Here is a 16,029-nt window from a genome sequence, read left to right on the forward strand (position 1 = left end):
GCCGCGTTCGGCGAGGAAATCGGCTTGAGCGGCAGCCGGCGCGCATCGCCCGCGAGATCGCCTTCAGCAGCGCACGTCCGTGCAAGCCAATCTGGCCGATAATGACCTGACTCCCGAGCTTAGACTTGCGGCTTCCATGATCGCGGCAGGAATGCGTCTCCTGACCGGCGGACCCGTCCAGGTATCTGCCGCTATAGTGATTTTGTTGAATTCTCCACATGGACACACTGAATTTCCTTTCGCCTTGCGACTAGACTAAGTTACCGGCAGGGTTGCAGACCGGGCCTTCCGGCTGGGGAGTCTATATGCATCGCTTTCGACACTTCGTCGCCTGCTGCCTTTGCCTGGCTATGCTGGCCATGACTGCCGGCGCCGACGCCATCGCACAGGCATTGCTGGGCAAGCCCCAACTCGACCAGCTCACCGCGCCCATCGCGCTATATCCCGACGCGCTGCTCTCGCAGATACTGATGGCCGCGACGTATCCCGCTGACGTCGCCACCGCGGCACAGTGGTCCAAGGCCAATCCCAGCTTGTCCGGCGACCCCGCCGTCAAGGCGGTGTCCGGCGAGCCCTGGGATCCCAGTGTGCAGTCGCTGGTGGCATTTCCCTCCGTGCTGGACATGATGGGCCGCGAGCCCAAGTGGGTGGAATCGCTCGGCGACGCGTTTCTCGCCCAGCCCGACGGTGTGATGGACTCGATACAGCGCCTGCGCCTGCAGGCACAGAAGGCCGGCACTCTGAAGACCACTGAACAGCAAAAGGTGGTCACGCAGCGCAGCGGCAACGCCACCGTGATCCAGATCGAGCCCGCCAACCCGCAGGTGGTGTACGTGCCCGTCTACAACCCCACGGTGGTCTACGGCACCTGGCCCTACCCCACCTACCCGCCCTACTACTATCCGCCGCCGCCCGGTTCGGTCTTCGCCACTGCCGTGGTTGCCGGCATCGGATTTGGCCTGGGCGTGGCTGCGGTCAATTCGATGTGGGGCGGCTGCAACTGGAACAACCATAGCGTCAACATTAACGTCAACCGCTACAACAATACCTACGTGAACCAGCGGATCAACATCAACCAGTCGAACGTGAACTGGCAGCACAATCCCGTGAACCGCGGCGCCGTGCCCTACAACACCCCCGCTGTCAGCAACCGCTACGACCAGCAGCGCCAGGCAGCACTTGCCAATCGGCCAGCCGGGGGACAGCCGGGCGGGCAGCCGCCTGCCCGCGTGGGCAGTCCTGGCGGCACACAGGCTCCCAGCTCCCGCGAGGCCCAGCGGGACCGCGCCGCGCAATCGTTCCAGAGCCGCACTGGCGAGGCCGTGCCCGGACGCGGCGGCACCGGCCAGCGCAACCAGCCCTCGGCCACGAACCGCCCAAGCGCCAGTGGAGCAGGACAGCGCCAGCAGCCCAAGCCAGCCGGCCAGGATCGCCAGCGCGCAGACCAGGCGGATGCGCGCAACCGGGCGCGCGACAGCAACAGGGACAGCGCCCTGAACGACGCAGGCAATGGCAACCGCCAGCGCCAGCAGACCCAGCGCGCCGCCACCGCCCAGCAGGCTTCGCGCGCCACCGCCGAGCAAGCCCCACGCGCCCGCCCGCAGCAGGCCCCGCAACGTGGCGGCGGTGCTGGTGGAGGCAGTGGAGGCGGCATGCGGCCCGGCGCCGGTGGCGGTGGCGGTGGACAGCTCGGTCATGGCCGGAGGTAATGACGATGCATGAGACCAGCACATCAGCGGCCACCCGCGCATCGCGCACCCTAGCCACCGTGGCGGCGATCACGGTTGCCGTCGCGCTCTCGGCGATCGGGATCAGCCAGACGGCGCTTGCCCAGCATGCCTATCCCACCCCGGAGGCGGCGGCGGCCGCCTTGGGCGACGCCATCGCCCGCAGCGACGACGCCGAGCTCGGCGTGGTGCTAGGGCCAAACTACAAATCGCTGGTGCCGCAAGGCGGCGTGCATCAGGACGACATCTACGCCTTCCTGGCCGCATGGGCCCGCCACCACGCCATCGAGCCGGACGGCGAGCGCCGCGCCCGGTTGGCGGTGGGCGACAGCGGCTGGACGCTGCCTATGCCGCTGGTCAAAACCGCCACTGGCTGGAAGTTCGACCTCGTCGCCGGCAAACAGGAGATCCACAGGCGCAAGATTGGCCGCAATGAACTAGCCGCCATCGACAACCTGCATCAACTGGCGGATGCCCAGCAGCGCTATGCCGAACAGGTCGGCGGCGGCCGCTACGCCAGCCGGCTGGTGAGCAGCGCCGGCAAGACCGATGGACTCTATTGGCCGGCCGCCGATCAAGCCGACGCCAGCCCGCTGGGCCCGGATGCACTGGCGATGGGACCCGGCACCCCGCCGGACGCAGCCTTCCATGGCTACTACTTCCGCCTGCTGCCGGCCGCCCGGGGCGGCGACACCAGGTACGCCTTGGTGGCCTGGCCCGCGCAGTACGGCAAGACCGGCGTCAATACCATCGTGATGGGCAGCGACGGCGTCGTCTACCAGCGCGACCTTGGCCCGGCCACAGCCTCGCGGGCCAAGGCGCTGCGTACGCTCACGCCCGATGACGGGTGGGCGCGCGTGCCGGAGCATTGACGGCCTGCCGCACTGCGCTAGGGAATTGCTGATCAATAGCAGCCGCGCTGAAGGTCGGCGGCTGTTTGGCGTCTGATTTTCACCATGCGGAAGAAGGGAGAGGTCTGAGCCCGATTTCGCGCCGCATGCCCCCATCTCGTGCCCTTTCGGGCTCGATTTGCGTACTCAAGACGGATTGCCCCCCTGAAACGCCAGTAACGGCTTTTTGGCGATCACCAGATTTGCCAGACCAAACAGGCTGAACATCTGTGCCGTGTTCTTGGCCAAGCCCTTGTAGCGGGTCTTCTTGTGACCAAACAAGTTCTTCACCACGTGAAAGGGATGTTCCACCCGCGCCCGAATCTGGGCCTTCTTGCGTTCCACTGCCTTCGTCAGGTCCTTCCACCGACCTGCCGGCATCTTTTCAATCTTGCTGCGCTTTGCCGCTACGTGCCAGTTTATGTCAGCGCGGATCGTCCCTTGCCCTTGGGCTTGTTTGATCTCATCCCTGCGCTCCACACCCGTGTAACCCGCATCAAGATGCACTTGGCTTTCCTCGCCATGCAGCAGGTGATGGGTGTGAGCGATATCGCTTTCGTTCGCCGCCGTCGTGTGCAAGCTGTGCACCAGTCCCGAGTCGGCGTCGGCGCCAACGTGCGCCTTCATCCCAAAATGCCACTCGTTTCCCTTCTTCGTCTGGTGCATCTCCGGATCACGCGACTTGCCTTTATTCTTGGTCGAACTCGGTGCCGCGATCAGCGTGGCATCGACCATCGTGCCCTCTCGCATCAGCAGCCCCCGCTCACTGAGCACGGCCTTGACCTCATCGAACATCGCGGCAGTCAACGCGTGCTTCTCGAGCAACCGGCGAAACTTGAGCAGCGTGGTCGCATCGGGCGCCGACTCTTGCGGCAGATCCACCCCCACGAATTGACGCAACGCCTGGCTGTCGTAGAGGGCGTCTTCCACGGCTTCATCACTGAGACTGAACCACTGTTGCAGACAGTACATCCGCAACATCCTCTCCACGCCAATCGGCTGCCGCCCAACACGGCCGCTCGGCGGATACAGCGGCTCAATCAACGCGGTCCACCGTGCCCACGGCACGATCCGATCCATCTCCCCGAGAAACTTCTCGCGCCGTGTCACGCGCTTCTTCTTCGCGAACTCAACATCGGCAAAGCTCGTTTGTTTCATCCTTGTCTTTGTTTTCCATGCCTTCACCTTCAACGCGCCACGCTTTCCGCCGGATGACCTGTGGCTGAATTGATCAGCATTTCCCTAGCCTTTTCCAACCTCTTCCAACCTCTTCCAACCTTCCACGATCTTCTCCAACGTCCCACCCATGACTGCATTCATGACACCGCACCACACTCCTCTGCGCCGCCATAATCGCGCCATCGACGCCTGCGCTCGCCCACTTCGACACCTTCATGTAGATGGAAAAAGCACCCCCCTCATTGACCTACCCGTTACACAAAGGTGTTGGTAAGCGGGGCTTGACTGCCTAAATTCCCCTGTGAGGATTGGCATGCAGGAGATTTTCATTTGGCGAAGAATTTTTCGCAAGAAGACGATGTGGAACCAAAAATGCTCGAGGAGAGGGAAATGACCGTGCGTAGACTGTCTGCAGTTGGCTTAGTTGCGATGGCGCTCGCTTTTACCGGTGCGAGCGCGCAGCAGATGCAGGAATCGAAAGCCCAACAAGGAGCAGAATCAACCCAGATTCCGAAAATGCCGTCGACCGCCGCCGAAGCTAAGGCCCTGATTGCCGAGCGTTTCAAGGCGGCCGACGTCGACCATGACGGGAAACTGACCCGCGAAGAAGCCAAGGCGGGTATGCCGGAGGTGTACAAGCGCTTTGACCAGATCGATGCCAGGAAGCGGGGTTACGTAACAGAACGTCAAATCGGTGCGTACTGGCAGGCGAAGACCAAGGAACAGATGCAGAAGGAGAATCCCGTTTGGAACTGAGTTCTTGCCCCTCTGGTATGACGCCCGAAGCCGCCCCGGATCCGGACTGGAGCGTCCGACGCTCCGATCTGCGAATGGATCCGGCGTTCAGGGCGTTGAATCGTGGCTGGGCGTGTTGACCGTCCCGACACGTGCGATGGGAGCGGGCGAGATCTGGGCGCGTGGCGCGCTCAGCCCGGGCATGATTAGGGCATCAATGCAACAAGCCAACCTGCTGCTCAGGCCGGCTCGGATCTCAACAGATTGATTGATGGGACGGTTTGCCCCCTGAGGGGACTGGCTTGTTTGTGACGCCGGCCACACTATCCATCAACACCTTTGTGTAACGGGTAGCTCATTGACAATGAGGCGCCTATTAGCGCGTATTGCTGCGGAAAAGGGATGGTCCGCACGAGGCGGGCCACAGTACGACCTAACGGACTTGCCAAGTCCGCTGCCGTGGGACTGGCCACGCCGAGCGATTGAGATCGGGATGCCAGCGGCATGAAGCGGGCGACGATATTTGTCGTGGTCGTAGGCGTGATCAGCATAAAGCCGACCTGGTTTGCACAGAGGGCAATCTCGACATCCGCGGATAGCGGCGATCGCTTCGATCAGCCGTAGGAGTTGGGTAATGATATTGCGGTTCGCGCCAGTCAGGATGACTGCGATCGGCGTGCCGTTGCATCGGTGGCGACGTGGTGCTTGGAACCGGGGTCCGCGCGATCGGTGGGGTTCCGTCCTGAATGTGGGCCGCCTCAGTGCTCGAGTTGAAGAGGAGTCGATGATGACGCGAGATAGATCGATTCGATCGGCTGCGCGCAACTTTGCCAGCAAGATTTCGTGCAGGTGATCCCATACGCCCGTGCTCTACCCGTCGCGTAGCCGGCGCAAGCCAGGACAGTGCCGCACTCGCAGACGGCCGCGTCGCACATGGGCTGCAGGCGGGCGCCGAACACTAGTTGGACAGCGCCGTACGTCGCCGGCTGCGGGAAAAAGCCTCGCGAGGCTCCCCGCCGAGCACGAAAAAGCTCGCGCTCAGCATGAGATCGCCGAGCGCCTGGAACTGCCAGATGTTAGGCCTCAGCCCGGCCAGAACTGATCGACATAGGGCTCCAGCATTGCCGAGACGAGCGGCAGGCAGAACATCACCAGCCCGATTGCGTAGCGGGTGGGGCCAACAGTGTCGCTGGGGACCAGCCCCTTCGCATAGGCGAAGACGAAAAGCCGGCCTTGCCCATCACCGCAATACAGATCACCAGCAGAAAGGTGAAAATACAGATCCCGAGTTTGAAGCGCCATTCGCTCGCGAGGGATACATTGGCTTCAATATTTCAAGTTGCCATACCTTAATTCCCCTATACGTTCCATTCAAAGGCACCGAGGCGCCGTGAAAGGGTCGAATGTGATACTTGTAACCGTCTGCTGAGGCCTACCGGCTGACTGACTGCACTACGCGCTGGATCGATACTAGGCAGCCGCTTGACAACATCGGGAATGTGTTATGGCAGGCGATGATCATCGCCGATCGGCCGGGCGACAACGGGAAGGGTCGGGCCAAGCGAGACCGCGCGCCATGACGGCGTGAGAGCCGTCGTATCGAAGCAAGCAATACTTGATCCTGGCGCGGTAGGATGTAACGTTCCCCAGTTAACAAATAACCGAGTGCGGTGCTCAGGCAATTGGACCTTGGTCCCATTCGATCGCTTAGCAGGCCGCTGAAATACCTCCGACCGAAGTCAGCGCTTCGAGTGGCTGAAGCGTTGATCTGAGAGCCCCACACCCTACGACGTTTCATGCGCGGCGCCGACACCTTCACCGAAAGCCTGTTCATCATGCGGCGGCTCGAGGATTTTTTACCGAAGTCTCACCCGCTGCGCTCGATCCGCACCATGGACAATCAGGCGCTGGCGAAGATGGATGGGCTGTTCGCCGGGATGTACGAGGCCGATATCAAGGGCGGTCGACCCAGTATCGCGCCTGAGAAGTTGTTGCGGGCCATGCTGCTGCAGGTGCTCTACAGCGTTCGCTCCGAACGTCAGCTCATGGAGCAGACGCACTACAACTTGCTGTTTCGCTGGTTCATTGGCCTGGCAATGGACGATGCAGTCTGGGTGCCCAGCGTATTCACCAAGAACCGCGAACGCCTGATCAAGCACGATGCAGTGATCGAATTCTTCAACGAAGTACTGGCCATCGCGCAAAAGAAGGACTGGCTTTCCGACGAACACTTCAGCGTGGACGGCACACTCATTCAGGCTTGGGCCGGCCACAAGAGCTTTGTGCGCAAAGACGGCGAGGACGAAGCCAATGATGGTGGCAACTTCAAAGGTCGCAAGCGCAGCAACGAAACGCTCCAGTCCAAGACCGACCCCGATGCCCGGCTCTATCGCAAAGGCAAAACCGCCAGTGAGTTGCGCTACATGGGCCATACCCTGAGCGACAACCGCCACGGCCTGGTGGTCAGCGCGCTGGTGACAACTGCTGATGGGCATGCAGAGCGCGAAGCCGCCAAGGTCATGGTCAACGACGCCCGGCAGGTGGTCGACGATGCGAACGTGGAAGTCACCGTGGGTGCGGACAAGGGGTATGACGCGGCCGAGTTCATTGAGGCTTGCCTTGAGATGAGGGTCACGCCCCACGTGGCGCAAAACACCTCCGGGCGACGCTCGGCGGTTCCGGATGAGATCGCCTGCAGCGGGGGTTATGCCATTTCGCAGCAAAAGCGCAAGCTGATCGAACAAGGCTTTGGCTGGGCCAAGACCGTGGGGCGCATGCGTCAAGTGATGGTGCGCGGACTGAAGAAAGTTGACCAGATGTTTGTGTTGAGCGTGGCCGCGTACAACTTGGTGCGCATGCGCTCGCTGGGAGAAATCCGTCCGCAGTTGCAGTAATCGCGGTAATGAGGCCAGAAACGGGCGCCAAATCATCAAAAAATCGATGAATTGACGCGCAGCTTCCGGATTGTGAAAAATAGGCGGCACATCAACCATAGAGCGGGAAGTCTTGCCGCTTGTGCGGGTAGTACTTCAGCAGCCTGTTAGGCGAGCGCCTGTCTCGCCAGCGGTGAGGCCCGCAAAGCAGCATCGAGCGACTAGGGAGCGGCTATTGGACCAAAGTCCAATTGTTCTATTGGGACCCGGATATCACTATATAGTTTTGAGCCGGGAAGAGCGTTAGGCGGGAATGCGCTTTGCACCGTGTCGACATTTTCTGAATGGAGCACGCATCATGATCAAGAACCTTCGTCTCATTCTTGCGATTCCGTTCTTGCTGGTCGTTGCCATCCTGGCCTTGCTTGCGCAGTCGGTGATCGCGCAGCAGGCGCCGCAAACCACGGGCCAGGCCACAACTGCGCCCGGTAAGGCCGAGTTTTCCGAGACAACGAAAGTGACGGCAACCGTCATGGGCATCGATCGGGCGAGCCGGACCGTCACATTGAAGGGGCCGAAAGGCCGGGTGTTCAATCTTGTGGTGGGCGAAGAGGCGCGAAACTTCGACCAGGTCAAAGTGGGCGACGAGGTCGTCGTCGAGTACAAGGAGGCCCTTACGCTGGAACTCATGAAGGGCGGCAGCGATATTACAGAACGTACCGAACGCGAGGCGACGGCCCGCACTCTCGCCGGTGCGAAGCCGGGCGCAGCCGTGGCCAACGTAGTGACGATTGTTGCAAACGTTGTCGCGGTGGACACGAAAAAGCATCTCGTCACGCTGCGCGGTCCGAAAGGCAATACGGTCGACTTGAAAGTGAAGGACCCGGACCAGTTGAAGAATATCAAGAAGGGGGACCAGGTCCGGGCGGTCTATACCGAGGCGATGGCCGTGGCAGTGGAGCCCGCGCCCAAGAAGTGAGCCTGCGCAACGCAGGGGTCGCTTCGGAGCGCAGCCGCCGGACTTGGCCTTTTTCGCGACAAACGCCGGGGACGTCCGGATCCGGCGCATGGATTGCCACCGCGCCTGCTTTTCCTTCAACAGTTCAGTCGCCTTGTAGGAACAACTTCCACCGCCTCGCCAAAGGGCGGCGAACCAACCCTTTGGAGCGGAGTCGTGGAGGCGGAAACGGAGGCAGCCACGAAGCGGCCGTGGCCCAACGCGCAGCGCGTACCGATAGAAGACACTCCCTAGTTTACGGGAAAAGCCGCCGAAGCCAGGTCGGTGGGCGGAAGCCCACCGGGTGCCTCAGCGAGGCGTACAGCAAAGTTGTATCCTTTGTGAACGGCGTGCCGGACGCATCGCGCGGCTAGGCTGGCATCATGGCCATCAGCACGTTCTCAGTCACGGCACAAAAAGTACGGCGGTGTCGACATGAAGCGTGTTCACGCACTTGTTGTGATTTGCATCATGTTGGTTGCCTGTGTATCGACCGGCGTCGACGTGAAACCGGAGCAGTTGTCGAACTTCATGCTCGGTTTCTCTACCCTTGACGACGTTACCGCGCAGCTTGGGACTCCCACATCCCAGGCGACGCTCAGAAACGGATCAACGATACTGATTTATTCGTTCGCGACCTCCAAGCCTCACCCTGAGAGCTTTATCCCATTCATTGGTCCGCTGTTTTCCGGAGGTGAGATCCGATCGTCGACGGTCCTTTTCGAGTTCGACGAGAACGGTGTCCTCAGTAGTCAACGCAGGACGACATCGAGTGGTGTTTCAGGATGGAGTGTATTGCCTCCCAGTGCGCCGCTATAGGGGTTGAACCGATTGGGTTGCGAACCTGCGGTTCATGGGGTATTCGTACTATCCTTCCGAAAACTGGCGTTCGTCGCGTTTAGACAACCTGCTTCCAGTAGAGCTCTCTGACTTTGAGTACGGACAGTGGAGGCGGATCAGGCAGTTACCATGAAATCAATAGGTTACAAGACTGAAGCGCCAGAATTCGCATGGATAGTAGGTACTTTCGATGCGAGGTCTTATCCGTAAATCGGCAGCAACAGGAACAATTTGATGACGATTGCGTTTGCAATGTCGATAAAAAACGCTCCCACCATCGGCACCACCAGAAAGGCCAGATGGGAGGGGCCGAACCGTTCCGTAATGGCTTGCATGTTGGCGATCGCAGTCGGCGTGGCCCCGAGGCCGAAACCACAGTGCCCGGCGGCTAGCACCGCCGCGTCATAGTTGCGCCCCATGACCCGGAAGGTGACGAAAGTGGCGTAGCCAGCCATAGCAATCGCCTGCACCACCAGGATTGCGAGAAGCGGCAGCGCAAGCGAGGCCAGATCCCCTAAGCGTAGGCTCATCAGGGCGATCGCGAGAAAGAGTCCGAGGCTTACATTGCCGAGCAGCGACACTGCAAGTTCCGAGACCTGATACCAGCCGGGCACGGCGAGCCCGTTGCGCAGAACGACGCCGACGAACAAGACACACACGAATGCGGGTAGCTCGAATGCTGTGCCAGTCAACCAGGATCCGAGGGCCGAGCCGACAGCGAGACAAACGGCAATCAGCGCCACTGTTTCGATGACGGCGTCCGCCGTGATCGGGCGAACCGCTTTGGGTTGCTCGAAACCGGTTGTGCTTGCGACATCGGGTTCCGGGTTGGGAACAAGGGCATAGTGCGTGATTAGGAAACGCGCGACAGGGCCGCCGATCAATCCCCCGAGTATTAAGCCGAACGTGGCGCAGGCAATCGCAATCTCCGTCGCCGCTTGGAGCCCGTGATGCTCGGCGAACACCTTGGCCCAGGCTGCACCGGTGCCGTGGCCGCCTGAGAGGGTTACCGACGCCCCGAGCAGGCCGAGAATGCGCTCCTGTCCCAACGCCCAGGCGAGGCCGATCCCGAGCGCATCCTGCATCACGAGCAAGCCGACCACGGCACCGAGAAAGACAATCAACGAACGCCCGCCAGCTTTCAGACTTGCCAGATCTGCGTTAAGACCGATGGTGGCAAAGAAAGAGAGCATCAGCGGCGCTTGCAGCGCCGTATCGAAACGCACGTCGATTTGTAAGGTACTGCGTAACGCAAAAACCAGCAGCGCTACCAGTAGGCCGCCGACAACCGGTTCGGGGATGGTGTAAGTTCGCAAGATGGGTGTCCGGGCAAGGATCTGCCGCCCGAGCAGAAGAACCAGCGAAGCGGCCATCAGCGTTTCCAGCGTGTCGAGGCGCACCACGTTCTTCTCCAGTTGTCAGATCGATCAGTTATCCCCGTGCGATGGGGTTTTGCTGGAATGACCCGACGCGAACCTGAGAAACAGATAACCGGTAACGCCCGATAGCGTTGAACCCACGATCACCCCCAACCGGAGGGGCGTGAAATATTCGGGGCCTTCGAAAGCGAGGGAGCCGATGAACAGACTCATGGTGAAGCCGACACCACACAGTGCGGCGACGCCAACTAGTTGGGGCCAGCTTGCGCCCTCTGGAAGCTTGGCCAGACCGAGCCGAACCAGCACGGCGCTCGCCCCGCAGACGCCGACGAGCTTCCCAATGAAAAGACCCGCGGCGATGCCAAGTGGCAGTGGCTCTGCCAGCGCTGTAAGCGTCACGCCAGCGAACGAGACGCCGGCATTGGCGAAAGCGAAAATGGGCAAGACGCCGAAGGCCACCCAAGGGTGGAGGCTGTGTTCAAGCTGGTGCAGGGGAGCGTGGCCTTGCGCGTCCGTCGCCTTCAACGGCACGGCGAAAGCGACTGCTACTCCTGCCAGCGTTGCGTGAACGCCGGACTTCAGAACGAATACCCACAAAATCACGCCGACAATCACGTATGGCGCGATTCGCGTGATTTTCAGCAGGTTCAAGGCGATCAGCACCGCGATCGCCACGGCCGCGAAAAGTAGCATCGAGATGGAAAGTTCGGCTGTATAAAACAGCGCGATGATGACGATTGCGCTCAAATCATCGGCAATCGCCACTGCGGTTAGGAATATCTTCAGCGACACCGGCACCCGGTTGCCGAGCAGGGAAAGAATGCCGAGCGCAAATGCTATATCAGTGGCCGTGGGAATGGCCCAGCCGTTCAAGGTCGCGCCATTTCCGTAGTTAAGAAGGAGGTAAATGAGAGCAGGTACTACCATTCCACCCAACCCGGCGACGACAGGCAGCACGACCTGTGCGGGAGTGGACAGTTCACCTTCAATCACCTCGCGCTTGACCTCCAGTCCGATGAGGAGGAAGAAGACGGCCATCAAACCGTCGTTGATCCACAGTAGAAGCGGCTTCGCGAGGGCGAACGCTCCAAAGCGCACTTCCACAGGGATCTTCAGCAGATCGTCGTACGCGTGTCGAAGCGGCGAGTTGCTGCAGATCAGTGCGAGGGCTGCTGCGGCCACGAGCAGCAAACCGCCCGCCGATTCCAGTCTGAGGAAGTCGGAGATACCATCGGTCGCCTTGCGGATCGCGTTGCTGATCACCATGCCCGTTCTCTTGTCTGCACATCAACTCTTGAAGGTATCTGGATTTCCCGGCCGGCATTAGTGGCATGGAACTGTCTCGGCGGGCGCTCACGCAGGGCAAGCGCATGCGCCACCTCCCTTTTCAGACCAGGAATTCGACAACCCCACCGTCTAAGTGGTACATCGCTCCAACAATTTTTACTTTTCCATTCTTCTCCATCGGGGCCAGTACGTTACTGCCATTTCGTATTGCATCGATCGTGCGTCGAACATTGGTTTTCGCCACCGCATCGACAAATTCATCATTCTTACTGCTTCTGTCACCAGCGTATTGCGTTTCATCCACAGCCGGTCTGATCTTGACCAGGAGACCAGTCAGGTTTCCCAGTTCAACGTGATCAATGGCGCCCTTGATTGCCCCGCATCCGGTGTGCCCCATAACCAAAATAACTTTAGCGCCGGCCGCCGCACAGGCAAACTCCAGACTTCCAATGAGATCCTCATTGGCGATATTGCCCGCGATACGCGCGTTAAAAGTATCTCCAATTCTCGTATCCAGGATAATCTCGGCCGGAGCCCGGGAGTCAATGCAACTCAAGATCACTGCCGCCGGATACTGCCCGCCGGCAGTAGCTCTTTTTTGCGCCAAATAATCGTGGGGCAGCATCTTGCCCAAACGGAAACGTCTATTTCCTTGCTTAAGGTTCTCGATAATCTGGTCCGGTGTCAACTTGTCTCGCTCAGACTTCGATAGCGCCGCCGCGTAAGCTGATTCAACGCCCCACATGCTTCCCGCCAGCCCAACGGCAGCGACGCTCAGCGCAGTCTTCAGTACGGTCCGTCTTCCAACGCTCTTGGAGGACTCCGCCGGACAACAGTCAGTTTTCTTGTGCACAACATTCTCCTTAAACAACCCCCAAGAACATCATTGTTATCGGCATCACGGATGCTGTCGTGCATCATGGGGCGATTCTCCTCGCGCCCGCTCCCTGATAGGCGGCAGCAGATCGCCAAGCCACCTGCGCCGCAGCATGGAATAGCCCTAAACACATGGTATTTGCATTGAGGCTCTCAGGCCATGGGACTTTGGTCCCATAGAGGGAGGTCCGCCAGCGCCAGGCACGTGCAGCGAAAACCATTGACACCTGACTCCGATTACTTCATCTGACGGCGCCGCGAGAGGCGCACCTCGTTGTTGGCATTTTCCACCTCCGACACGAAGCGCCAGTCCTTTTGGTGAGAGCCTGCACGCGTGCCTATGGGTGCGCTACCTGCGTTTTGACCGCGGAAATGGCGCGGCCGCCTGGTTGCCTGCCGTCCCGCAATCTCTGCACAGGTCTTTACCTATGGCGATAGCGAGGTTGGCGATGTCGCCGCCCTCGTGAGCGAAGTTGTGAGTCCCGATTTCCACCGGCTGGCGGACGCCGCAGGCCCTGCCTTGGTCGTCCAGTAGGGGTGACGCCAATGTGGAATCCGCTATCATATGCCTCGTGGTTACAAGTAAGCCAACCATTCCATTAAATTTGATATAAACGCGGATCCGCTGGCCAGCCCCGTTGGCCAATGCACGGACTCCGCTCCCTTGCTCTGCTGACGGCCACCGGCGTCCACGTCAAGGACGGCCTTGCTCGGGCTTACTCCGGTTGGACGGGCACTACTATTGCAAATCTCTTTACCGATTACTCGGTACGGGTCTGCTGGCATTACGCCCGTTCCTTATTGATGCTTTGCGTGATCGCCTCCGGGTGCGAAGTCTCTTTCGGGAATGGATCGGCGCTTGGAATATTTTTCTGAACTGGGGTAATGACCACGCTCAGCGCGTGATGCCGGCTTTATCGGTGATGCGCACGAGCTCGGCCAACGAATGCGCTTCCATCTTCTCCATCACGCGGGCACGGTGGACTTTTATGGTCTTTTCGGCGGTACCCAGTTCGCAAGCCACCTGCTTGTTCAGGCGGCCGGCGACGACCAGCCCCAGCACTTGCCGCTCACGCGGGGTGAGGCGGGCAAGATGGTCACGAATCGAGTCGAGTTCGATTCGGCTCGCGAGCGCTCTCGAAGCGTGCCCCAGCGCGGTCTCTATTGCCCGCAGCAGATCGGTTTCGCAGACCGGTTTCACCAGAAAGTCCGTTGCACCCGCTTTCATCGCGCTGACGGTCATCGGGATGTCGCCGTGCCCGGTGATGAAGATGATCGACAGCGCCCTGCCCGCTCCGTTCAACTTACGCTGCAACTCCAGTCCGTTGAGATCGGGGAGGCGCACGTCGAGCACCAGACAGGCGGTGCAGTCCTCGGACGAACCGCATTCGAGGAACTCGCGCGCCGATCCGAACCCTTCGACGCGGTAGCCTGCGGAGTGGATTAACCGGGTCAACGCCCGACGGACTGCGTCGTCATCATCGACCACGAAGACGATTGGCGCCGACTGGTTCATGTCGGCTGCCGCGAGTAAGTGGGCCCCGTTGCGGCTTCTGTGGGCAACGTGAAATAGAAGGAGGCGCCTTTGTCCATATTGTTCTCCGCCCAGATGCGCCCGCCGTGCATTTCCACAATGGAGCGGCTAATCGACAGTCCGAGGCCGAGCCCGTCGCGCTTTGACGTACAGAAAGGCTTGAAAAGCTTGTTGAGCTGGTCGCTAGTCAGACCTGGTCCGCGATCGCGTACCGCGACGCGAACCAGGCCCGTGCTTTCGAGCGTAGCGCTAACCACGACCACGCGATCGTGCATCGAGCGGGGCTCCATCGCGTCGAACGCGTTGAGCAGTAAATTCAGCACGACCTGCTGTAGCTGCACACTGTCGCCAAGAACAGGCGGAAGATTGGGTGCAATGTTCAGGAGAACGCGGATTCCGCGCACGATCGCGTCACTGTGCACCAGCAGCACGACATTGTCGATGACAGCGGCAAGATCGAGGGGCGCGGCCTCGAGTTCGCCTTTTTTGACGAGCGCACGAATCCTCCTGATCACTTCGCTCGCACGATGGTTGTCTTGGACCAGGTCTTGCAATATCTCGCGCACTTCAACAAGGTCGATCGGCTGCGTCGCCATGAAGCGTTGGGCTGCCTGGGCGTTGCTCAAAATCGCTGTGAGCGGCTGATTCAACTCGTGTGCTAGCGAACCCACCAACTCGCCCAGCGTCGAGACGCGCGTCAGATGAGCAAGCTCCAGCCTGTTACGCCGCAGTTCGTGTCGCTCGGTCCGATCTATGACAACCGTCAGCGTCCGCAACTCCCCGTCGGACGAGACGTGATTAGTGGTGATCTCTGCTGGGAACTCCGTGCCGTCCTTGCGTCGCGCGAACTGGTCGCATGCGCCGTCCACTGCCCGAAACGGCGGCAGGACAAAGGCGTCAGCTTGCTGAGCGGCATTGAGATATCCTGGCAATCCCGGAATCAGCATGTCGGCAGATGCGCCAATCAACTCATCTTGACCATAGCCAAACAGCTTTTCCGTTCCCGTATTGGCCAACACGATCTGGCGATGCTGATTCGACACCAGAATGGCGAATGGCAACAACTCCAGCGTGCAGCGCAATTGCTCATCGCGCTGCAGTTGTCGTGCTGTTTCGCGGGGTCGATCCGGCATATTGACCCAGGGTTCCTCGCGACCGTCCTGCGCCCCACGGCGCGAGGCAACTCGACGGATGCGCTGGGCGAAAATCATCGCGAGCCTTGCGCGAACGGCTCCCCAACTCTGTCGCAAGGATTGGCGAGGACCACTCAACTCGCCGGAGGATGGCTGTTCTGGACATGCATCAGAATGGTGCGCGCTTGTCGCGTCGGCGGCACTGGCGCGCGAAAAGCCGAAATGCCCGTGCACCAGCTTTGACGATTCGATGCTCGCATTTGCAGGCGCCTTGCTTGTTGCTGACGCCCGGCCGGCGCGCGGGCGCCTAAACTGCAGCAATAGCAGCAGTGCAATGAGCGCAGCCTCCACGACTACGGCAGCTTGAACGATGGTCATGGCGCCGTGTTCCTGCAAGCAGTTCGCGCGGCCTGCACGAACCTGGTGCCGTCGGCCGAACGACGCCGGCGAGCAGAAGAGCAATTCAACGTGTATGCGGTCGAGTAAGGTGGACGTACCTTCACGACGAGGCGTTCGCCACCGCATATCTACGCTGGGCATGAATCGAACCCATCCCTATGTTTGTCTTTGAATTCTTAG

At 60.3% G+C, this 16,029-nt stretch carries 13 protein-coding genes and 1 pseudogene; 6 read left to right on the forward strand and 8 right to left on the reverse strand.

The window, feature by feature from the left end; translation table 11 throughout:
• Positions 1-305: 305 nt before the first annotated feature.
• Entirely contained in the window at positions 306-1,709 is a 1,404-nt protein-coding gene (locus OMK73_RS08640; protein WP_267601657.1) for a DUF3300 domain-containing protein, read from the forward strand.
• A 5-nt stretch (positions 1,710-1,714) separates the two neighbouring features.
• On the forward strand, positions 1,715-2,599 hold the full coding sequence (locus OMK73_RS08645) for a DUF2950 family protein (RefSeq protein ID WP_267601658.1): 885 nt from the start codon (positions 1,715-1,717) through the stop codon (positions 2,597-2,599).
• Between the two features lie 165 nt (positions 2,600-2,764).
• Here OMK73_RS08645 and OMK73_RS08650 read toward each other — a convergent pair whose 3' ends face one another.
• Entirely contained in the window at positions 2,765-3,775 is a 1,011-nt protein-coding gene (locus OMK73_RS08650; RefSeq protein WP_267602066.1) for an IS5 family transposase, read from the reverse strand.
• Between the two features lie 411 nt (positions 3,776-4,186).
• Here OMK73_RS08650 and OMK73_RS08655 point away from each other — a divergent pair, with 411 nt between their 5' ends.
• Positions 4,187-4,552, forward strand: coding sequence for an EF-hand domain-containing protein (locus OMK73_RS08655; protein WP_267602067.1), 366 nt, complete (start codon positions 4,187-4,189; stop codon positions 4,550-4,552).
• A gap of 420 nt (positions 4,553-4,972) precedes the next feature.
• Here OMK73_RS08655 and OMK73_RS08660 read toward each other — a convergent pair.
• Together OMK73_RS08660 and OMK73_RS08665 are read right to left on the reverse strand one after the other, a co-directional pair.
• A pseudogene (locus OMK73_RS08660) lies at positions 4,973-5,401 on the reverse strand (transposase); the annotation flags it as partial.
• Positions 5,402-5,614: 213 nt separating this feature from the next.
• Entirely contained in the window at positions 5,615-5,833 is a 219-nt protein-coding gene (locus tag OMK73_RS08665) for a hypothetical protein (protein WP_267601659.1), read from the reverse strand.
• A gap of 494 nt (positions 5,834-6,327) precedes the next feature.
• Between OMK73_RS08665 and OMK73_RS08670 the strand changes: the two genes are divergently transcribed.
• From OMK73_RS08670 to OMK73_RS08680, 3 genes are all read left to right on the forward strand, one after another.
• A complete protein-coding gene (locus OMK73_RS08670) occupies positions 6,328-7,425 on the forward strand; it encodes an IS5 family transposase (protein ID WP_267601660.1) in 1,098 nt (365 codons plus the stop codon).
• A gap of 337 nt (positions 7,426-7,762) precedes the next feature.
• Positions 7,763-8,383, forward strand: coding sequence for a hypothetical protein (locus tag OMK73_RS08675; protein ID WP_267601661.1), 621 nt, complete (start codon positions 7,763-7,765; stop codon positions 8,381-8,383).
• A 453-nt stretch (positions 8,384-8,836) separates the two neighbouring features.
• Positions 8,837-9,220, forward strand: coding sequence for a hypothetical protein (locus OMK73_RS08680; RefSeq protein WP_267601662.1), 384 nt, complete (start codon positions 8,837-8,839; stop codon positions 9,218-9,220).
• Between the two features lie 221 nt (positions 9,221-9,441).
• Here OMK73_RS08680 and gltS read toward each other — a convergent pair whose 3' ends face one another.
• The 5 genes from gltS to OMK73_RS08705 form a co-directional block, all read right to left on the reverse strand.
• Positions 9,442-10,614 (reverse strand): sodium/glutamate symporter, encoded by a 1,173-nt coding sequence (gltS, locus tag OMK73_RS08685; protein WP_420715509.1) that lies wholly within the window; start codon positions 10,612-10,614, stop codon positions 9,442-9,444.
• A gap of 54 nt (positions 10,615-10,668) precedes the next feature.
• Entirely contained in the window at positions 10,669-11,886 is a 1,218-nt protein-coding gene (gene nhaA, locus OMK73_RS08690) for a Na+/H+ antiporter NhaA (protein ID WP_267601664.1), read from the reverse strand.
• Positions 11,887-12,007: 121 nt separating this feature from the next.
• On the reverse strand, positions 12,008-12,760 hold the full coding sequence (locus tag OMK73_RS08695) for a carbonic anhydrase family protein (RefSeq protein WP_267601665.1): 753 nt from the start codon (positions 12,758-12,760) through the stop codon (positions 12,008-12,010).
• A gap of 918 nt (positions 12,761-13,678) precedes the next feature.
• Complete coding sequence (locus OMK73_RS08700; RefSeq protein ID WP_267601666.1) at positions 13,679-14,299, reverse strand: response regulator transcription factor; 621 nt, start codon at positions 14,297-14,299, stop codon at positions 13,679-13,681.
• Positions 14,296-15,828 (reverse strand): sensor histidine kinase, encoded by a 1,533-nt coding sequence (locus OMK73_RS08705; protein ID WP_267601667.1) that lies wholly within the window; start codon positions 15,826-15,828, stop codon positions 14,296-14,298. Before OMK73_RS08705 ends, OMK73_RS08700 begins: the two co-directional genes overlap by 4 nt.
• Between the last annotated feature and the right edge of the window lie 201 nt (positions 15,829-16,029).

The organism is Cupriavidus sp. D39 (genome assembly GCF_026627925.1).
Lineage (GTDB): Bacteria > Pseudomonadota > Gammaproteobacteria > Burkholderiales > Burkholderiaceae > Cupriavidus > Cupriavidus ulmosensis.